We start from the raw sequence: 18,434 nt of genomic DNA, 5'->3' as shown, positions 1-18,434 counted from the left end.
CCTTCTTGTGTATCATCGGGGGTGATATTAACGTTTTATAAGCGTGAAAGTGGTTAAAGTTACCGGTGGTTGCCATGGCGGTTGGAGAGAAGATAACGCTCAGCGTGATTAAGGCGGATATAGGCGGCTGGCCCGGACACTCCAGGGTTCACCCGCAGCTCGTTGAGACCGCGGAGGAAATCCTTAGCAGGGCCAAGGAGGAGGGGACGATAATAGACTTCTACGTCGCCTACGCCGGCGATGACCTTCAGCTCATTATGACCCACAGGAAGGGCGTTGACAGTCCAGATATACATGGCCTCGCCTGGAAAGCCTTTGAGGAGGCAACCAAGGTTGCAAAGGAGCTCGGCCTCTACGGTGCCGGTCAGGACCTTCTCAAGGATGCCTTCAGCGGAAACGTCCGCGGAATGGGGCCGGGCGTTGCCGAGATGGAGTTCACACTCAGGAAGAGTGAGCCTGTGGTTACATTCCACATGGACAAGACCGAGCCGGGAGCGTTTAACCTGCCGATATTCAGAATGTTTGCAGACCCCTTCAACACCGCCGGCCTGGTCATAGACCCCAAGATGCACACGGGGTTCCGCTTTGAGGTCTGGGACATTCTCAAGCACAAGCGCGTCATCCTCAACACTCCGGAGGAGCTTTACGACCTCTTGGCCCTCATCGGCGCGAAGAGCAGGTACGTCATCAAGCGCGTTTATCCCAAGGAGGGCCACCCACTCCCAACGGACGAGCCGGTTGCAGTGGTCAGCACGGAAAAGCTCTATGAGATAGCCGGTGAGTACGTTGGAAAAGACGATCCGGTGGCGATAGTCAGGGCCCAGAGCGGACTTCCGGCACTTGGAGAGGTTCTCGAGCCCTTTGCCTTTCCGCACCTCGTCAGCGGATGGATGCGCGGTTCTCACAACGGTCCGATAATGCCGGTTTCGATGTGCGACGCCAACCCCACGCGCTTCGACGGTCCTCCGAGGGTTGTTGCCCTCGGCTGGCAGATAAGCCCGAAGGGAGAGCTCGTCGGTCCGGTTGACCTCTTTGATGATCCGGCATTCGACTACACGAGGCAGAAGGCCCTTGAAATTACCGAGTACATGCGCAGACACGGACCCTTCGAGCCCCACAGGCTCCCGCTCGAGGAGATGGAGTATACAACACTACCCCGGGTTCTCAAGAGACTTGAGGAGCGCTTTGAGGACATCGAGTGATCCCCTTCTCTTTTCTGCTTTCTCCTCCACTGCCACAGGAAAGCTTAAATATGCCCCGGATTTTAACCAACACCTGGAGTGATACAAAGGGGTGGTGGCGGTGAGATTCACGGTTCTCAGGATCAACCTTGGCGAAAATCAGGTTGGGAGTGAAGATGTTGACGATCCCCGCATTCACGGCATCATTGATTACGGCATAGAGCTCCATGAGGACCTTGGCACACATTCGATTGATCCCTACGATCCCAGAAACGTGGTCGTTATGGGAATGGGGCCCTTCGCCGGTTCCGTACTTCCAGGAGCTCATCGGTTGATGTTCTTCTTCCGTTCACCCCTCTACGGAACGCTATTTCCGTCGGCGATGGGCGGAGCTGCCTACGTTTTCAAGAACGTTGGCGTTGACTTTGTAACCTTTGAGGGCAGGGCTGAAAAGCCCGTTGTGGTTGTTCTTTTCAACGATGGGAACAACGTTAGGGTTGAGCTCCACGAGATTGAGCTCGAAAAGATAATCGAGATATGGCGCGGATACAAAGGTGAAGAGGGTGTTTATGCCCTCACCCAGTACCTTATTGACACTTTCGGCGAGCGCTTTGACTTCGAGTACCGCATAGCGGTCGTCGGTCCGGCTTCCCTCAACAGCAACTACGGGGCGATATTCTCCCAGGCCCTCAGGAAGGGGAAGAGACTCGTTGGTAGCGAGGACTGGGCCGCCCGCGGAGGTTCTGGAAGCGTTTTGCTCAGGGCCCACAACGTCATCGGGATAATCTTCGGTGGAAAGCCGAGGAAAAGGAACTTTCCCGGGGAGGACATCTCGAACTTCAAAACCGCCAAGGAAATCGTTGAGGGCGTCCACAAGAAGCCCTACAACGAGATAATAGCCGAGAAAACGACGAAATACCGCTTTAATCCAAAGCTCAACACCGGCGGAACCTTTGGCGGCAATTATCCAGCCGAGGGCGACTTCGTCCCAATCCTCAACTGGCAGATGCCCTATATCCCAAAGGAAGACCGAATAAAGATCCACGAGGCCATAATGAAGTACTACTGGGAGCCCTTCAACGAGGAGGCCATAAAGCCAAGGAACTGGACGACCTGCGGTGAGCCCTGCCCGGTGGTATGCAAGAAATACCGCAACGGTCGCCACGTTGAATACGAGCCCTACGAGGCCAACGGACCTTTGAGTGGCAGCATATACCTCCGGGCGAGTGACATAAGCGTTCACGCCGTTGATTCCATGGGTTTCGATGCGATAGAGTTCGGTGGCACAGCGGCGTGGGTTCTCGAACTCATTCACAGGGATGTTTTAAAGCCCGAGGAGGTTGGGTTGAGCGACAAACCGGAGTTCACCACCAAGGCGCTCCTCGACAGACCAGACGAGACGAGCGAGAAGAACGCTAAACTGGTTGCTGAATTAGCCCACAGAATAGCGTTCGCCGAGAACGAGGTTGCCAGAATACTCGGCCTCGGCAAGAGGAAGGCAAGCGTAATATTCGACGAGCGCTTTAAGGATAGGCTGGGCTATGGAGAGAGCTTTAAGGACTACGCCGTATTTACACCGCTCGGCGAGGATGGAGAGATTACACCAACCATGTACTGGGCCATCGGAAACTACATCCCCCTGCCGGTGCAGGGTCGCTACTGGACCTTCTATCAGTTCGGCGTCTTCCTCGAGCCGGAGGAACTGGCACAGAAGATAATAGCGAGTGCCCTCTGGGAGTTCTGGTACGACAACGTCGGTTGGTGCCGCTTCCACCGCGGCTGGATGAAGCCCGTCCTCAAGGCCCTCTTTATGGACGCCTACGGCGAAAATATAGACATGGAGGAGCACGCCAGGGAACAGATGAAGAGGCTTATATCGTACGCCAAAAAGGCTGGCTATACCCCGGTGTTTTGGGACTCCATGAGGGTTATCGATCTGATCGCAAAGGGGAGCGAGGAGTTCGGAAACGAGCGCTGGGCCGAGCGCTTTAAGATTGATAAGGTCGGCACAGCAAAGGAGTACCTGGAAAGGGTTCTTGATGCTTACAGCGAGGAGCTTGGGGTGGAGTGGAGGCTGTGAATCAATAAAAAGGGCGCTGAGAATTCTTTACTTTTTCCTGTAGATAATGAGGGCTAGGATTCCCACACCGATTGTCAAGAGGAAGTAAAGAAAGCTCATTGAAGTGAGTGTATTACCGGTTGTTTGGGGCTTTTTGTCAAAAAGACTGAATTTTTCAATTTTAAGGGTGGCGTTCATCATCCGTGAGGTTGTCCTGACTGTTATGTAGTGAACGGGTTCAATTTCGGTTGGTGCTTCGAACGATTGAAGGATGTCCCCGTTTTTTAGCGTGATTTTCCTCCCGGTTAATATGAGGGTAATGTTCCCTCCCTTTTTCCAGTCACCCAGGCTGAGGGTTTTTGAGGGGAAGAACGCATAAACGCTACCGTTGAGGTCAAAGTAGAGTGTCACTATAGGAGCTAGAGCTGGATACTTTCCTCCGATCGGAGACACAAGGATTCCCGGCCCTCTGATGAACGTTACGTTGGCTGTGCTGACGTTTAAAACCTGTATTATCATAACGTCCCCGGGAGTTAAATTGAACTGTGTCCAGTTCTCGTTTACCGTGGCCAATAGGGTAACACTGGTGTTATCTCCGCAAATCCCATAACCCGATACCATCATCACTCCCAACAAAAACAATCCAATCAGTTTTTTCCTGATCATTCCCTACTCCCTCCAGTCATTGTTTCAGCCCCATAAAGGATAAGGAGTCCAAGGAGTGGGGGCGCCGATATTAGCAGTGTGGGAATATATGACCCCGAACTGATAGTGGAAACTACGGTAAAGACAAAAAGTCCAACTGTAAACGTCCTCGTGGTTTCTACACTTTCAACTCCAACTATTACATAAACAATGGGCGCCATAAAAGCGAGTAGAAGATGGGGCAACGTTATATCATCGGAAACATAGACCATCCTTAGGGACAGCAGGGATAGAACAAAAACAAGGGATACAATCTTTTTTCTAAGCGTGGGGGGCTTTAAGAGCGAAACCAATGTTCCGGTTAAACCGAGGATTAGCAGGACTATCCCATTTGTAATGCCGACCAAAAAGGCAAAAAGCAAATAAAAGAACACCAGAATCACCTCTCGTGAAGTCCAGCCAATTTCTGAGTTTCTGGACTTGCCTTCATTCTTTCAGGAAGGCCGCTTATGTTCCTGTCGTGGATTAGAAGCTGATACTTAAGGCTGTTAACTTCGGAATATGTAGGATATCCCACTGGAGAGTAACTCATTCCTATTACTGCACTATCCGAGCCAATCTTCTTAAATACTACCCCATAGAACTTGTACCAGTCCCCATATGCGTATGTTGCAGTGTATACATTGGAATTCTGGGGCACTCTGAACCCAACGGCGAACTCTGCGTAGTCATCGAAAACAAACCACCAGCCTACAAAGGAAGGTTTAGTTCCACTGACTTCCCAGACGAAATGATGGGCCCAATCATTCTTTTCCCAGTACGATACGAAGGCTCTGGGTATAAGGACGTTGAATCCAATGCCTTCGTAGCTAAACGATACAGAATGCTGGGAAAACTTCGTTCCGCTCTTGGGAACATGGTTTGCGGGAACCTCTGCAGCGCTTTTTGGAAGAACAGCAACGTCAACATAGATGTACATCGGACCTACCCATCCATCGTTTCTGTATTTTATGTCCTCTGTGGTAATCTTGACTGCATAGTAATCATGGCTTGGATCAAGCTCACCGGTATCCTTGTAGAGGGCACCGGCCAGCTTCATTATCCCATTGCTCCCATAAGAATAGTCGCTACTGACTATCTCCTGAGATGCTGAAACAGGCATTGATAAAACGATGGCCAATCCCATTAGGATCGCCATCAAGCCCTTCCACTTCATGGGGTTTCACCTCCGTGACGTTGTCTGCAATGCCAATTATAAATTTGTCTTTATACTCTTTTCCTTTTACTTTAAGTAAAAATTCTTCCTTTTTTTTTCGAGTATAAATTTATTCTAACCCAAATTTTCCTCTTAGAATGAATCAAAAGAAACCCGAGTAAAAGAGTTGCATGGTCATGCAACGGCCAAACCCTTATAATTCCCCTCCATATCATCCCTTCAGGTGGTACGATGAAGGCAGTCGTCATAGGTTCTGGAATAGGCGGGCTTTTGACCTCCTCCTTCCTTACTAAGAACGACTATGAAGTTATCGTCTTCGAAAAGGCTCCCTACGTTGGTGGCCGCTTCACGAATCTAAACTACAAAGGCTTCGATCTCTCGACGGGGGCCTTCCACATGCTCCCCCACGGTGAGGACGGGCCTCTTGCTTACCTTCTCAAACTCCTCGGTGCAAACGTTCGGATAATGAACTCAAACCCGAAGGGCATGATATTCTACGATGGCAAAACCCTCCACTACAGGGAAGGCTGGAAGTACCTGAGCTTTACCGAAAAGGCGAGGGCGACAAAGCTCCTCCTAGATGTGAAGCGCGGGAAACTCCCGGAGGGTGAAGAGGCCGAGATGAGCGGGCGCGAGTGGCTGAAGGAGAAAATCGGTGACAATGAGTTCGTTGACCTCTTCATAAAAAGCTTCCTCGGCTGGGCCGACAGTGTCTTGGACGTTCCTGCAGGGGAACTGGCGAGAGAAATCAAGGCCGCTCTGAAGTGGGGAGGGCCGGGCCTCGTTAAGGGCGGTTGCAGTGCAATCACTGGTGAACTCGCCCGAATCGTCGAGCGGAGCGGGGGTAAAATACTAACCCGGAAAAAAGCCGTCGAAATTGATGTTGATTCCAAGAAAGTTATAACTGCCGACGGCGAGGAGTTCTCCTTCGATGTCCTGATTTCCAACGTTGGAATAAAAGAGACCGTCGAGCTAATTGGAAGGAGGAACTTCGACCGCGAATACCTGAAGAAAGTTGACTCGCTAAGGCCGAGCGAGGGTATAAAGTACAACGTGGCATTAAAGGGTAAACCCAGGATAGGCAACACCGTAGTCTTCACCCTCGACACCGAGAGGATAAACGGCTACAACGAGCCCTCCAGCGTTTCTCCCGAGCTGGCTCCAGAAGGATACACCCTCCTCATGCTCCACCACGCCCTTCAGTCAAGGAACGTTAAGGCCGAACGGAAGAAGGGGATTGAGGATATCTACAAAATCTTCCCGAACCTTGACGGGGAAGGGGAGATTCTTCTCATCCAGACATACCTCGACGGAAACCCGGTCAACAGGGTCGCCAGCGGGCAGACTGTGGAGGACTTCCCAATCCCGGATGTTCACATCGTCGGTGACGCCTACAGGCCTCCCGGTGGAATAGAGGTCGAGGGCATTGCCCTGGGCGTCATGAAGACCCTTGAAAGACTCGGCCTTGGCAGTTTCTCGGGATGGTACCCCTAGTTCTTCTTTACTTTTGTCGAGTCACCCTTGGAACCACCGAACCTTTTTCAGATAGACATCCCCTATACCTAACGAACATTTTTATTTCCAGTTTCTGATCCACCTTTCCCGGGGTGAGGATATGAAGAGGGTCGTTATAGCCCTTGGCGGTAACGCAATCCTCCAGCGCGGTCAAAAGGGAACCTACGAGGAGCAGATGGAGAACGTCCGAAAAACGGCCAGGCAGATAGCCGATATAATCGAAAAAGGTTATGAGGTTGTCATAACCCACGGCAACGGTCCCCAGGTGGGGGCTTTGCTCCTCCAGATGGACGCGGGTCAGCAGGTCTATGGCATTCCCGCCCAGCCGATGGACGTTGCCGGGGCGATGACCCAGGGGCAGATAGGCTACATGATTCAGCAGGCTTTGATGAATGAACTTCGCGCGAGGGAAATAGATAAGCCCGTCGCTACGATAGTCACCCAGACGATAGTTGATAAAAACGACCCGGCATTTCAGAACCCCAGCAAGCCCGTTGGCCCCTTCTACGACGAAGAAACTGCCAAAAAGCTCGCGGAGGAGAAGGGCTGGACGGTTATTGAGGACGCCGGAAGGGGCTGGAGAAGGGTAGTGCCAAGTCCTGACCCGAGGGGGCACGTTGAGGCACCGGTCATTCAGGATCTCGTTGAGAAGGGCTTCATCGTTATAGCGAGCGGTGGCGGCGGCGTTCCGGTTGTGGAGGAGAACGGCCAGCTCAAAGGAGTTGAGGCAGTCATAGACAAGGACTTAGCTGGAGAAAAACTGGCGGAAGAGGTGAATGCTGACATCTTCATGATTCTGACCGATGTAAACGGCGCGGCGATTAACTATGGAAAGGAAAACGAGCGCTGGCTCGAAAGGGTCACAGTGGACGAGCTGAGGCGCTATTACGAGGAGGGCCATTTCAAGAGGGGCAGCATGGGGCCGAAGGTTTTAGCTGCAATGCGCTTCGTCGAGTGGGGCGGCGAGAGAGCTGTTATTGCGTCGCTTGACAGGGCGGTAGAGGCCCTCGAGGGAAAAACCGGCACCCAGGTCACCCGCTGACGGGGGCCAAAAAGTTTTTATTTGCTCTTCCCTTTCTGGGTTCAGAATGTTTGGGCAGAAAGACTGTTCTAAAAAGGGAGAGGGGTAAGAGCGATGCAGACGAAAGTTGACCCAGAGGAAATTAAGAGGATCAAGAGGGAGATGGAGGCCCTTGAAAAGGAGAGGAAAGAGATAAGGGCCAAACTCGATGAGCTTGAGAAGGAGCTCCAGGCCTGGATTCAGAAGAGGGACGAGAAGAACAAAGAAGTTCAGCAGCTCCGCCAGAAGGGGCGCGAGTATAAAGCCAGGCGGGATGAAATCAACAAGCAGATCCAGGAGCTGAAGAAGAACCGCGAGGAGATAAACGCCAAACTCGACCTTCTCTACCAGGAGATACTCGAGTACAGAACGAAGAGAGACGAGTACAACCAGCTCAGAAGGATCAAGATGCCCCCGGAAAAGATCCAGGAGAAGATAGAGAAGCTCGAGTGGGAGCTTCAGACAAACCCGAATATCACCCCCGACAGGGAGAAGCAGATCGTTGATCAGATACAGGTTCTCGCGACAGAGCTCGAGATAATCCAGCAGGCCGAGCGCTTCCACAAGAAGCTGGTAGAGGCCAGGAAGAAGGTTGATCAGCTTAAGAAGGCCAGACGGGCCATAAGCCTTGAAATACAGAAGCTGGCAAACCAGAGCCAGCAGTTCCACGAGCAGATGATACAGGCCTTCAACAGGGCAGATGAGGTCAAGAAAGAGGCCGATGAGTACCACCAGAAGGTCGTCGAGCTCCGCGACAGGGTCAGGGAAGTCCGGAAGGAGCTCCGCGCAATCGAGAGGAAGATACGGGAATATGACGAGAAGCACAAGGAACTCATCGCCTACAGGCTCGTTGCCAGGATGCGCGCCAAACAGGACACGAGCTTCGAGAAGGCCGTCGAGGCTCTCGAAAAGTTCAAGAGGGGCGAAAAGCTCACCCTCGACGAGCTGCTGCTCCTCCAGAGGTACAACCTCGTTTGAGGTCTGATGATGGAGATTATAAGACACGAGGGCCCGGGAAGGCTGGGCCTAGTCAGGCTTGAAGGGTACTCCTTCAGAACGCCCGCTTTAGCAGGGGTTGATTTCACGCTCTCGCCTTTCAACTCCTTCTTTCACCCTGAGAAACCGGGTGACTACGACTTCAATTTAGCCCCATCCATCCCGCTCGGCTTTTACACGCCGGCTGAAGTGGTGGAGAAGGCCCTTGAAAGACTTCGGAGTGTAGATTACGGGGGCTTTAACGCCTTCTACCTGCCGGCTTTAAGGAGAACCGAATACCTGGGGGAGTTCTTTAAGATAATCGAAAGATACAACTTCGAGGCAGTTTACCTCGGTAACTCCAAAATCCTCGTCAAGGAGTACCGCTATTTCGTTAAAATCCTCCGCGAGATTCGCGAGAGATTCCCCAACGTCATGATAATAGCCGATTTGGAGCCCTTCTTCTATCCACTCGCCGTTTACCTCGGCATTGATGCCTTTGAAACGCGCTCGCTGAAGCTCTACGACTTCGAGGGGAAGGGCTTCACCCAGTACAGCCCCTTCCTCTGGAGTAAAGAGCCGAACTCGCTGGACTTCGCAAGGGAGACGATTTTGCTCGTTAGGAAGGCCTTGGAGGAAGGAAAGCTCCGCTATCTGGTGGAGAACTTCTTTTACACCCAATATCACGCCGGAATACTCCGCATAGCTGACATTGAGCATTCCGATTACCTGGAAAAATACACGCCCATACAAAAGGAGACGGTCTACTTCATAAGCAACGCCTCGATTAGACGGCCAGAGGTTAAACGCTGGCACGAGCGCGTTATCGAGCGCTTTACTCCACCGAAGAACACCGAGTTAGTGCTTCTCTTTCCCTGTTCAGCCAAAAAGCCCTACTCCTTCTCCCGCTCCCACACCCTCTATCGGAGGGCGGTAAAAGAGGCCCTCGGTTCAGGAATAAGCAGAGTCCACGAGCTTATACTAACTTCCCCCTTCGGCGTCGTTCCAAGGGAGTGGGAGTGGTTGGCTAAATACGACATAGTCGTCACCGGTCACTGGAGCGAGGAGGAGATAAAGCCGGCTGCCGAGCTTTTGGCAAAAACCCTTGAGAAGTACCCGAAGGACGTTCCGATCATAGCCCACCTCGACGAGGCCTACGTTGAAATCGCGAAGCTCGCCTCCGAGATGACCGGAAGGGAAATAATCTTCACCCGCGTTGAGAAAGGCACAACGAGCAGGGAGAGCCTCGAATCGCTCAAGGAGACGCTTAAGGAGTTCCAGCTTGAGGGAACAAAAGAAGACAGAATCTACCGCTATTTCGAGAACATAAGGAAGGTCTTCGACTTCTACTTCGGTGCAGGAGCAGGAGAGGCCGTTCTTCCCGACAACGGCCACGTCAAAGGTTCTAAGATGCTCCGCATCTTTGCCGAAAACCAGCAGACAGGAACCTTCAGGGAGGGGGTCATAAGCGTCACTCCCTTCGGCATGCAGCGCATCTATGACACTCTCAAAGCCTACTGGGTGAGGATTGATTTCGACCTTCGCGGTGACGTCTTTGCCGTCGGAATCAACGAGGCCGACGAGAAAATAAGGCCCGACGACATAGTCGGCGTCGTGAGGGACGAGAAGGTTGTCGGCGTTGGAAAGGCCGTTCTGTCTGGAGAGGAGATGGTTCGCTCTAAGAAGGGCGTCGCCGTTAAGGTGAGGAAGAGGGCTTAACTTTTAAACTTTCCCTCCAACTTTTCTTCATGCCGAGGCATTTCAAGAAAGGGGTGAAGCGGGAGCATCGCTTTCTCAAGGGACTCGAGAAACCTCTTGAGGAGATGGCCCGGATTTCCGGGGTTAAGAAGGTAATCCCTGGCAGGATTTACGCCAGCGATTCAAGGGGCTTCGAGATACGGGTCTCCCGCGAGACGAAGACCGGCCTAAAGCTCATAGCAAAGAGCGATGGTTCCGTTCAGGAGGTTTTTCTCGTCGTTGATAAGGCTGATAGGGAAAGGGTGCGGGGAGAAATTGAGAAAATGGCGAGGGAGTGGAAGAGGAGTTAAATCTCTTCGATACTGGGGATTACCTCGTTGGGAGTCCCCTCCAGTACCACCTTCCCCGCTGCAATGACCACCACCCTGTCCGCAAATTCAACAAGCGGACGCCATATGTGGGAGATCACCACCATATTGGTGCCCTTCTCGGCCAGTTCCCGAAGGGTTCCGGCCACCTCTCTGATACCCTTCAGGTCAAGGTTTGCCAGAGGCTCATCGAGAAGAACCAGCTCCGGCTTTCCGAGAAACGCCTGGGTCAGGCTGATCCTTTTGAGCATTCCAGCGGAGTATTCTCCTATCTTTCTATCCAGATAGCCGCTGACGGAGAAGAGTTTCGCGGCCTCGTTGACCTCATTATTACTGAGCCCCTTAAATTCTGCCAGGTAGCTGAGCCATTCCTTTCCGCTCCGGTGTCGGGGAAGCGCGGGAGGGTCAAAAGACACGCCTATTCTCCTCCGCAGGCGGTCGTTGCTCCACGGGTTCTCTCCCAGAACTTTGATTTCTCCTTTGCTTGGCCTGTACAGGCCGGCACAGAGGTTTAGGAAGGTGCTTTTGCCGCCGCCGTTGGGACCGAGTATCAGCGTTACTCCTTTATCAATTTCCAGGTTCACAGAGTCCAGGGCCACCAATCTTCCGAACCGCTTGGTGAGATCTCTCGCGGTTATCATTTCTTCCTTCCCTCCATCAGCAGGATGGCCGCCAGAAGGAGGGCGCTTACCCCTCCCAGGCCGTATCTGATGTTGAGAACTGTTACCGATGGGTACCGGTTGATGATCCTAACGGCCATTGTTACAGGGGTCATGGTCCGGATCGAGAAGTAATACGGCCCCGAATGCTTCAGCATAACCCTGCCCCGGAAACTGCCGGTTGCGTTTCTTTCAAGAATGGCCTCTCCTATCTCCGGGTCGAAGACCCTGACGGTGTATTCAGTTCCATCCTCGGCGTTTGAACTCAACAGTGCCACTCCGGATGAGGGCACTATCATTCCCCGCCCCACCAGCACTACCCCTGAAATAGGCTGGGTTAGCGCGTTCTTTTCTATGGGAAACACCAGGATGGTTATGAGTATTGTTGACAGCAGTATCGCCTTCAGGAGCCTCATGATACATCCCTCCACTCGCTGAGTATAAGGGCCACCCCCAGCATCACCACCGGGAGGAGAAGCCCCGTGTAGAAAGAGCCATCAAGAAACGTCACTACCCTGTCAGCGGGGTAAAACTGGGTGGTATAGGCCTTGAAGAACGCTTCGTTAATTACCGCGGGAGGAAGGCTCCTCAGTTTGAGCACGAGGGGAGCGTAGAGGAGCGTGATGCTCCCCAGGAGGGAGGCGAAAGTGTTGGGAGAGAGCATCGCCACAAGGGCCGATACCGACACTACGTAGAGCACCATCATCGCCCAGTAGATGAGATAACCCGCAAGGAATCCTTCCCCGAAAAGGGCCCTTCCGATGAGATCTGGAATGTCCCCGTGGATATAGACGAAAGCCAGGAACGCTGGTAGGAGTGAGGCGAGAAAGAGCAGCACCATAGCCGACAGGGCCTTTGAAAGCACCACTGAATAGTTCCTGACGGGCAGGCTGTAGACACTCTTGGCGACCCTCGTGTCCCTGTCGTATCTCATCATCAATGAAACCAGCAGGGCCCCCGTTAGGGCGAATATTGTGTACTCCTCGGTTCCCAGCCTTGGAAGTGTTAGACCCAGAGTCTTGGCGGATTCAGATACTATGATCTCATCGGGCCCGCTTACCATGAAGACCACGTCGTTTCTGGTCAAGCCGGAAAAGAAAGTAATTCCGAGCATAATGAAGCCGAACATAAAGACGATGAGGTTGTATGGATCCTCAAGCTCCCATTTCATCTGGATTTTCATTTCTTCACCTCCTCGTTCTCAGGGCAATGTAAATTGCACCAATGGTCACCATGAGGAGGGATATCTTAATTACGAATGGTCTACTGTCCTCTTTCGGGGAAGGTGAATTAGGAATATTCTCTGTTGGAGATGTGGTGAAGGTCTGCGTGTCATTGAAAACGCCCTTTTGTTCGTTTCCAGGAGTCTCTTCCAGTTTGATGTCGTCCGTTTTGCTTTGAGACGGGGAGATGGCTATCCCTTTGTCCTCCACGACTGACTTTCTCTCCAGGCTCACCTCGATACTCTTGAATTCGTTTGGGGCCAGGATTACCTCCAGGCTCTTTGTGATGTAGCCGGGAGCCTTTACCGTGAGGTTGTAGCGCCCCGGACTCAGGGTGAGGTTTCCAACCTCAACCTCCTCCCCGTTCAGGAGCACAGTCGCGTTCTCGGGCTGTACCGCGAGACTGAGGGTCGCGTTCGCTGGAATCAGGCGAAGGAACACTTTCGCACCTTCCCCCCCAAGGACCACCGATTTCTGTGCCGAGAGGTTGTTTTTGAACGCTATGATGGTGTAGTTTCCCCGTGGCAGGAGGAATGTAGCGGGAGTATTGGCGAAGGCCCTTAGAACTCCATCTGTAACTACAACGGATGCGTTTGAGGGCTCCGACCTAACCTCCAGGGGAACGGTTTCCACTGCTTTCCTCTCCACCGTCAGCGCTGACTTGATTTTCTCCATGTTCACGTTAACGTGATAGGTTTCGTTGGGGGCAACTTTCACGACGCTTTCGACGAGGTAGTGGCCATCGGCTATGCCCACAGTATGGGTGTCGAGCCTATGGATGACCGGGATCCGTATCGTTCCGTAGTAACCGACGGCGGTGACGTTGTAGACGTCGTGGGGAATCGCGGGGACGTAGAAGTCCATTGGAGTGTAGAAGATGTAGCGGTTGTGACCGCCGTTGAGGTATATCGTGAGGTCATCAGGAGTTGAGTTTATCTCCAGCCGCGCCCACGGGACGGTGTAGGTGACGTTCCTGATGCTCTCCAGTCTACTTCCACCCCCGGGGAATATCCCCACGTAAAACATACACGGGTTCCCATCGCTATCGTCTCCAATGTGCATGAAAGTTCCGTTGAGTGTTATGTACACCCTGTTCCTTCCCAGTATCTCAACATCCATGGGGTAGGGTTTTGATATGTTGATGTACACCGAGGCACCTCCGCATCCTCCAGATGGAACTGCAAAGGGATCAAAGGGAGGGTGCAACTTTTCTTGGCTGTAGTTGGCACTCTCGTTAAAGATGGCCTTTATGGACACGATCCCATCGCCCGAAACGGCATCTCTGACCGCGTTGGGATCCACCCGGACGATGGTGGAGGTTTCAGCTACCACGGAAACCTGGACAATTACCGTGACGTTTCCGGTTATCCTGACGGTGTAGTTTCCAGGAGGGAGCGCCAGGCCTACAGGAGTAGCGTAAGAGCCAACCCCTACTATATCAGCCACCAGGCCGCTGGGCGCCTCAACGAACAGGTAGCCAGGCTCTCCCATGGCTTCTCCGGATGAATACTCCGGGGGAATGAGCAGGCCCGCCACCAAAAACGCAAATAGGAGCGCATTCCATCTCATCGTCTCCACCTCGGTTCATTCCGGATAAAGATAATCATAAGGACGAGCAGTGACAAAACAAAGAAGTACTTTATTGGTGTTGATGGTGATTGTGTGGATCCGTAATCCGGAAACTCGATATTCGTGTCGTAAAGGTTGAACCCCTGAGCGTACCACTCCTTATCTGCCTTCCCCTCATCGATGAGCTTGTATAGCTTCCGCGAGTTCACCCGGTCAAGGGCGATCGCCCCTATAACCCCCAAACTTGTCAGTTCTGCCGTCATGTCCGAGAGAAGTGTTGTTATAAGAACACCCGTGTCCGGTTCGTAAATCAGCCCGGTTGTTATAGTATGACCATCACCCCTTGTTAGATCATCAATAACGTATGCGCCCTCGCTCTCGACAAGCAGGTAAGGGGGAATGAAATCCCTGTAATGGGTGTGGAGGATTTTGTCTTCCATCCAGGTGAAGGAGACGTTCGTTACAACAATATCATCTCCCCGGAGATCATACTTTTTCATAAATGCTGGGGTGAGGAGATAATCACCCTTTTTCGGCGGGTTGGCAGGGTCTATGAAGAACGTGGGTGGTCCGATTGGGGTACCGTCTTCTTCGTAATACACCATATTGCTTAGGTTTAAGAGGAGAACTCTCGAAAGAACCAGACGAGGAAGTGTTACTCCAGGCCTCACGCTCACGTTGTTCATTTCAAGGGTAACCTTCACGAAAGCTGTTTCGTTAGTGACATTGAGGATTTCAAAAGTCAGGTACGAATTGCCTGTAACGAAGAGTGATATCATGGTGCGGTTGTCGATTTTGAAGAGGTCAGAATCACCTTCATAGAGATCTTTGACCTCCTTATAAGCGTCCTTTGGGAGGAGTCTCGGCCAGATCATGAAGATGTTTACCTCGTTTTTCTTGGGATTATGGGGCATTGTCATGGCGTACTTAATGTAGGCTCCTTCTTTGAACCAGTATGGGTTGGAGTATGCTTGGTGCGTGGTGGCTGAGATTGAGATGAGCACCAGTAGGATAGCCGCTGTTTTTTTCATCCTCTTCTCCACCTCCATGGGGAAATGGCAGTGAGAAGCAGGACGACGAGGGAAACCGTGAAGAAGTACCTCATCCCTGTGCTTGGAGTTGCTGTTGACGAAGTCTCCGGGAACTTAATGTTAGTATCGTAGAGATTGAAACCTGGATTCCAAAGTTCGTGCCTTATACCCTTTTTCTGCAGTTCGTCCATCTTTTTTGCTGCTAGGTAGTCATAACTGTCACCGTTTATAACCCCAAGGGCCAGCAGCTCAGGAGTCACATCAAAAAGTCCTGTTATCAGCACTCCCGTATCGAAGTCATAGACGTAATAATTCCAAATTGTGGTCGAGTAATACCCATCACTGAGTTTCCAGTAGAAAGGAACCTGCGAGCTTGAGATATAGATATAGGGTGGCTCAAAAGTGCGGTAATAGGTGTGTAACTTTGCATCCTCCAAGGGAGAATAGGACACATTGCCCACCAGAATGTCCCTGGTTATGGCACCCAATTTCTTTACGCCACTCATGTTTACGAGTAGGCTGTTCTTAGGAGGTAAATCCACGGGAGAGACTAGAAAAGTTGGCCTGCCAAGTAATGAACCGTTGTCGTCTATGTATTGCATGCGTTTAAGATCCAGGGTGAGGATGGTGGACAGGACAATTCTCCTCAGGTAATACCTGTTGTAAATCCAGACATTGGTGAGCTCGAGAGTAGTGTTTACCAGTGCGGTTTCATTTTGTATGCTCAAAATTCTAAACGTCAGGAATACGTCTCCCCGAACGACCAAAGACACGAGCTCATCTGGTTCTGTGCCGTTTAGCCGTCCTAGAATTAGACTCCTTGGTCGTTCTGGCATTCTGGGAAGATAAACCTCAAATATGTTGACATCATGTCCCTGAGTATTGTTAGGGGCTAACAGCGCGTATTTTAGGTAAACACCATCCATGTTAAGGGTCGTATAATCGGAAGACAGCGCGGGAGATGACAGTGTAACAAGCTGAGAAATAATAAAAAGGGACAGAAGAGGGCGATTTTTCATTAGTTCACCCCCAGTAATTGGGTATGTCTGCTATTGCAGTGCTGGGGTATGTCTCAGAGTACCTTTTGTAAACTACTTTGTAATATGCATAGGAAGAAGTAACCCTGTGTTCGGGACGATACCATTCCATTCCCTTTGCTGTGGCTGTTCCGTAGACGGTGTCTGTGATGATTCTCTGGAATTTTCCGTTGCACACAACGACTTTCCCGTGAATTCCAGTCCAGACCCATTCGTTTTGATTCCACTGTCTGACGTCGCTGTTGTGGTCCCAGGGCGTCCAGCAGCTTTGGGTTGAAACGCTACCTGCGGCATTCACGAGGCTGATCAATAGTCCTCCAAGGAGGAGGACTCCGAACAATATCTTATAACCCATAGTAGCACCACCTAATTAAGCGCTAGTAATAACATATCGATCCTTATAAGTCTTACGTTTTGGAGTTATAGTTAACACGCGGGATCAGGTAAGTTTAAAAACAGTCAATACCAATCGTATGGGAATAAACCTCTAACTGGGTAATCGTGTGCCGTCATGGGGGGACCACTCCCGTATAGATCCGGCGAATCCGAAAGAATCTGGGATTCGACTTAAAGCTCCCCCTTTCCCTCGAAGAAGGCCTCAAGCTCCTCGTCGCTTATCTCCTCATCCGCCTTCGTGTATCCAAGCTCCCTCTTCTGGAGTTCTATGAGGCCGGGCGTTAGGAGGAGCTTTCCGTTCAGCTTCGGCACCGCGTAGTGGAGCGTTATTTCGCTGAACTCATCGAGCTTGATCGTCGGGTTCTCCTCGTAATCTATACCGTCCAGTTTCCTCCCGTCCGCTATGAGCTTTGTCACTATGCTCGCTCCGTCTATCGAGTACTGGGGCTTTCCGATGTGCCTGACCTTAACGCCCTCCATCCTCGACGTTATGAACTCCTTCGTCCTGCCCCTTGGAATAGCGTCGCCGAGGATTCCGCCGACGACTATCATCGTGTCCTCCTCGATGTCCTCGGGTTTAAGCTCCTCCTCCGCCTGGAGGTCGAGGACTATGAGCTTGGACCTGTCGAAGGGGAAGCGCGTGACGCTCTCACCTATGACGCTCCCCAGCTTCGCCAGTTTCTCCCTCTCGTACCCGCGGACGTTCGTGAAGATGAGCTTATCCTTCCACCACTCGGCCACGTGGCTGTACTCCAGCCAGAGCCACTCGCTTACCTTCTCAAGGTGCTCGATTATCAGGTAGGGCATGAGCATCACCGCCGGGCTTTGGGTGAGGTTTTTAAAAGCCTGTTGCCACCGCTCTATATGTCGTTCCGCGAGAAGTACGCGAGGATCGCCAGGCACTACGAGGCCCTTGAGCGGCCTCTCGACAGGTACTTCTGCCCGCTGAGGCGAAAGGCCATCTCGTTCATCGAGGGGAAGAGAGTCCTTGAGGTCGGCGTGGGGGTTGGCAAGACCCTCAAATACTACCCAAGGGATGTGGAACTCTGCGGAATCGATGCCGTTCCTGGGGCACTTGAAATCGCCGGGAGAAAGGCGGAAGAACTCGGCCTCAATGCATGCTTCAAGGAGGCCGACGTCGAGAGGCTTCCCTTCCCGGATGGGAGCTTTGACACCGTGGTTTCTTCCTTTGTCTTCTGCACGGTTCCCAACCCCGAAAAGGGCATGGAAGAGATCCTTCGCGTTCTGAGGCCCGGCGGGAGGGTTATCTTCATCGAGCACACGAGGAGCGATTCAAAGCTGGTGGATTATCTCTTCCTCCGGCCGATGAAGCTCCTTCTCAAGCCGCTCCTCGACGACGACCCGCTGAGGGAGACCCATAAGCTCGTGAAAAGGTACTTTGAGATCGAGCACGAGGAGGATCACTACGGAGGAGTGGTGCGGCTGATAGTGGGTAGGAATTCTAAGAAAATTTAACACTCCTTCTTGTGTTGGAGTTCGCCTGTCCTCTCAAGATCGAAAACTCAAAGCAGGTTCGCATCTGAAAAAAGCAAGCTAAAACAGATTTCAACTTCTTCTCAACGCCCGAAGGGCGTTATATCCACATTAAAACGCTGCATAACCAGCAGGTGAAAGAACAAACCGACCTTAAAATTGAGAACCTCCGAGAATGACGTGCGAATCTTGATCAAACTCAGAGGGACTGTCGTCCCGTGTGCTGGAGTAAAGCTCCAACGTCGCGCAGGCGAGCAAGCTTTTGGAAAAAGCTTGACCAAAAGTTCGTGGTTCTTCTTAAATTGCCA

The 18,434-nt window shown here is 51.9% G+C and carries 19 protein-coding genes; 8 read left to right on the top strand and 11 right to left on the bottom strand.

The genetic code is table 11. From position 1 onward, the window contains the following. Positions 1-74: 74 nt before the first annotated feature. Both fbp and gor read left to right on the top strand, forming a co-directional pair. Positions 75-1,202: a fructose-1,6-bisphosphate aldolase/phosphatase gene (gene fbp / locus MV985_RS01490; protein WP_297459381.1), complete on the top strand. Its 1,128-nt coding sequence runs from the start codon at positions 75-77 to the stop codon at positions 1,200-1,202. 100 nt (positions 1,203-1,302) lie between these two features. Continuing rightward, complete coding sequence (gene gor, locus MV985_RS01485; protein ID WP_297459362.1) at positions 1,303-3,261, top strand: glyceraldehyde-3-phosphate:ferredoxin oxidoreductase; 1,959 nt, start codon at positions 1,303-1,305, stop codon at positions 3,259-3,261. Between the two features lie 27 nt (positions 3,262-3,288). Here the strand turns inward: gor and MV985_RS01480 are convergent, their stop codons facing one another. From MV985_RS01480 to MV985_RS01470, 3 genes are read right to left on the bottom strand one after another with little or no spacing between them, the layout of a single operon-like run. Further along, positions 3,289-3,906 (bottom strand): hypothetical protein, encoded by a 618-nt coding sequence (locus tag MV985_RS01480; protein ID WP_297459143.1) that lies wholly within the window; start codon positions 3,904-3,906, stop codon positions 3,289-3,291. Beyond that, the gene (locus MV985_RS01475) at positions 3,903-4,319 is read right to left on the bottom strand and encodes a hypothetical protein (protein WP_297459134.1); all 417 of its coding nucleotides are present in this window, start codon (positions 4,317-4,319) and stop codon (positions 3,903-3,905) included. The genes MV985_RS01480 and MV985_RS01475 overlap by 4 nt, the downstream gene beginning before the upstream one ends. 5 nt (positions 4,320-4,324) lie before the next feature. Continuing rightward, positions 4,325-5,101 carry a hypothetical protein gene (locus tag MV985_RS01470; RefSeq protein ID WP_297459125.1) on the bottom strand — a complete coding sequence of 259 codons (777 nt, stop codon included), beginning with the start codon at positions 5,099-5,101 and terminating at the stop codon, positions 4,325-4,327. A 231-nt stretch (positions 5,102-5,332) separates the two neighbouring features. On the opposite strand from MV985_RS01470, the gene MV985_RS01465 reads away from it, so the two are divergent. The 5 genes from MV985_RS01465 (at position 5,333) to MV985_RS01445 (ending at position 10,699) form a co-directional block, all read left to right on the top strand. Beyond that, the gene (locus tag MV985_RS01465; RefSeq protein ID WP_297459118.1) at positions 5,333-6,595 is read left to right on the top strand and encodes an NAD(P)-binding protein; all 1,263 of its coding nucleotides are present in this window, start codon (positions 5,333-5,335) and stop codon (positions 6,593-6,595) included. Between the two features lie 121 nt (positions 6,596-6,716). Continuing rightward, positions 6,717-7,658 (top strand): carbamate kinase, encoded by a 942-nt coding sequence (arcC, locus tag MV985_RS01460; protein ID WP_297459114.1) that lies wholly within the window; start codon positions 6,717-6,719, stop codon positions 7,656-7,658. A gap of 93 nt (positions 7,659-7,751) precedes the next feature. After that, positions 7,752-8,654, top strand: a complete 903-nt coding sequence (locus MV985_RS01455) for a coiled-coil protein (protein ID WP_297459095.1) — start codon at positions 7,752-7,754, stop codon at positions 8,652-8,654. Between the two features lie 9 nt (positions 8,655-8,663). After that, on the top strand, positions 8,664-10,370 hold the full coding sequence (gene arcS / locus MV985_RS01450; RefSeq protein ID WP_297459087.1) for an archaeosine synthase subunit alpha: 1,707 nt from the start codon (positions 8,664-8,666) through the stop codon (positions 10,368-10,370). A 29-nt stretch (positions 10,371-10,399) separates the two neighbouring features. Continuing rightward, positions 10,400-10,699 carry a DUF2103 domain-containing protein gene (locus tag MV985_RS01445; RefSeq protein ID WP_297459070.1) on the top strand — a complete coding sequence of 100 codons (300 nt, stop codon included), beginning with the start codon at positions 10,400-10,402 and terminating at the stop codon, positions 10,697-10,699. On the opposite strand, the gene MV985_RS01440 is transcribed toward MV985_RS01445, so the two are convergent. From MV985_RS01440 to MV985_RS01405, 8 genes are all read right to left on the bottom strand, one after another. Then, positions 10,696-11,358 (bottom strand): ABC transporter ATP-binding protein, encoded by a 663-nt coding sequence (locus MV985_RS01440; protein ID WP_297459062.1) that lies wholly within the window; start codon positions 11,356-11,358, stop codon positions 10,696-10,698. The two genes, MV985_RS01445 and MV985_RS01440, sit on opposite strands and share 4 nt — an antisense overlap. After that, the gene (locus tag MV985_RS01435) at positions 11,355-11,792 is read right to left on the bottom strand and encodes a hypothetical protein (RefSeq protein WP_297459054.1); all 438 of its coding nucleotides are present in this window, start codon (positions 11,790-11,792) and stop codon (positions 11,355-11,357) included. Before MV985_RS01435 ends, MV985_RS01440 begins: the two co-directional genes overlap by 4 nt. Continuing rightward, positions 11,789-12,559 (bottom strand): ABC transporter permease, encoded by a 771-nt coding sequence (locus MV985_RS01430; protein WP_297459046.1) that lies wholly within the window; start codon positions 12,557-12,559, stop codon positions 11,789-11,791. The genes MV985_RS01435 and MV985_RS01430 overlap by 4 nt, the downstream gene beginning before the upstream one ends. Positions 12,560-12,563: 4 nt before the next feature. Further along, positions 12,564-14,168: a PEGA domain-containing protein gene (locus MV985_RS01425; RefSeq protein ID WP_297459038.1), complete on the bottom strand. Its 1,605-nt coding sequence runs from the start codon at positions 14,166-14,168 to the stop codon at positions 12,564-12,566. Beyond that, positions 14,165-15,211, bottom strand: a complete 1,047-nt coding sequence (locus MV985_RS01420) for a hypothetical protein (protein WP_297459032.1) — start codon at positions 15,209-15,211, stop codon at positions 14,165-14,167. The genes MV985_RS01425 and MV985_RS01420 overlap by 4 nt, the downstream gene beginning before the upstream one ends. Beyond that, on the bottom strand, positions 15,196-16,218 hold the full coding sequence (locus MV985_RS01415; protein ID WP_297459024.1) for a hypothetical protein: 1,023 nt from the start codon (positions 16,216-16,218) through the stop codon (positions 15,196-15,198). Before MV985_RS01415 ends, MV985_RS01420 begins: the two co-directional genes overlap by 16 nt. 4 nt (positions 16,219-16,222) lie before the next feature. Next, positions 16,223-16,591: a hypothetical protein gene (locus tag MV985_RS01410; RefSeq protein ID WP_297459018.1), complete on the bottom strand. Its 369-nt coding sequence runs from the start codon at positions 16,589-16,591 to the stop codon at positions 16,223-16,225. Between the two features lie 212 nt (positions 16,592-16,803). Continuing rightward, positions 16,804-17,439 (bottom strand): hypothetical protein, encoded by a 636-nt coding sequence (locus MV985_RS01405; RefSeq protein ID WP_297459346.1) that lies wholly within the window; start codon positions 17,437-17,439, stop codon positions 16,804-16,806. Positions 17,440-17,496: 57 nt separating this feature from the next. Between MV985_RS01405 and MV985_RS01400 the strand changes: the two genes are divergently transcribed. After that, complete coding sequence (locus tag MV985_RS01400) at positions 17,497-18,108, top strand: class I SAM-dependent methyltransferase (protein ID WP_297459009.1); 612 nt, start codon at positions 17,497-17,499, stop codon at positions 18,106-18,108. Positions 18,109-18,434: the final 326 nt, after the last annotated feature.

Origin of the sequence: Thermococcus sp., from assembly GCF_027012695.1 — an archaeon.
Lineage (GTDB): Archaea > Methanobacteriota_B > Thermococci > Thermococcales > Thermococcaceae > Thermococcus.
Note: the sequence above shows the minus strand (reverse complement) of the source record. Positions and strands in the feature narration are given on the sequence as shown.

Coding starts and splice junctions, on each gene's coding strand:
- fbp (WP_297459381.1), top strand. CDS start 75: ATGGCGGTTGGAGAGAAGATAACGCTCAGCGTGATTAAGGCGGATATA.
- MV985_RS01480 (WP_297459143.1), bottom strand. CDS start 3,906: ATGATCAGGAAAAAACTGATTGGATTGTTTTTGTTGGGAGTGATGATG.
- MV985_RS01470 (WP_297459125.1), bottom strand. CDS start 5,101: ATGAAGTGGAAGGGCTTGATGGCGATCCTAATGGGATTGGCCATCGTT.
- MV985_RS01465 (WP_297459118.1), top strand. CDS start 5,333: ATGAAGGCAGTCGTCATAGGTTCTGGAATAGGCGGGCTTTTGACCTCC.
- arcC (WP_297459114.1), top strand. CDS start 6,717: ATGAAGAGGGTCGTTATAGCCCTTGGCGGTAACGCAATCCTCCAGCGC.
- MV985_RS01455 (WP_297459095.1), top strand. CDS start 7,752: ATGCAGACGAAAGTTGACCCAGAGGAAATTAAGAGGATCAAGAGGGAG.
- arcS (WP_297459087.1), top strand. CDS start 8,664: ATGGAGATTATAAGACACGAGGGCCCGGGAAGGCTGGGCCTAGTCAGG.
- MV985_RS01445 (WP_297459070.1), top strand. CDS start 10,400: ATGCCGAGGCATTTCAAGAAAGGGGTGAAGCGGGAGCATCGCTTTCTC.
- MV985_RS01440 (WP_297459062.1), bottom strand. CDS start 11,358: ATGATAACCGCGAGAGATCTCACCAAGCGGTTCGGAAGATTGGTGGCC.
- MV985_RS01435 (WP_297459054.1), bottom strand. CDS start 11,792: ATGAGGCTCCTGAAGGCGATACTGCTGTCAACAATACTCATAACCATC.
- MV985_RS01430 (WP_297459046.1), bottom strand. CDS start 12,559: ATGAAAATCCAGATGAAATGGGAGCTTGAGGATCCATACAACCTCATC.
- MV985_RS01425 (WP_297459038.1), bottom strand. CDS start 14,168: ATGAGATGGAATGCGCTCCTATTTGCGTTTTTGGTGGCGGGCCTGCTC.
- MV985_RS01415 (WP_297459024.1), bottom strand. CDS start 16,218: ATGAAAAATCGCCCTCTTCTGTCCCTTTTTATTATTTCTCAGCTTGTT.
- MV985_RS01410 (WP_297459018.1), bottom strand. CDS start 16,591: ATGGGTTATAAGATATTGTTCGGAGTCCTCCTCCTTGGAGGACTATTG.
- MV985_RS01405 (WP_297459346.1), bottom strand. CDS start 17,439: ATGCCCTACCTGATAATCGAGCACCTTGAGAAGGTAAGCGAGTGGCTC.
- MV985_RS01400 (WP_297459009.1), top strand. CDS start 17,497: ATGTCGTTCCGCGAGAAGTACGCGAGGATCGCCAGGCACTACGAGGCC.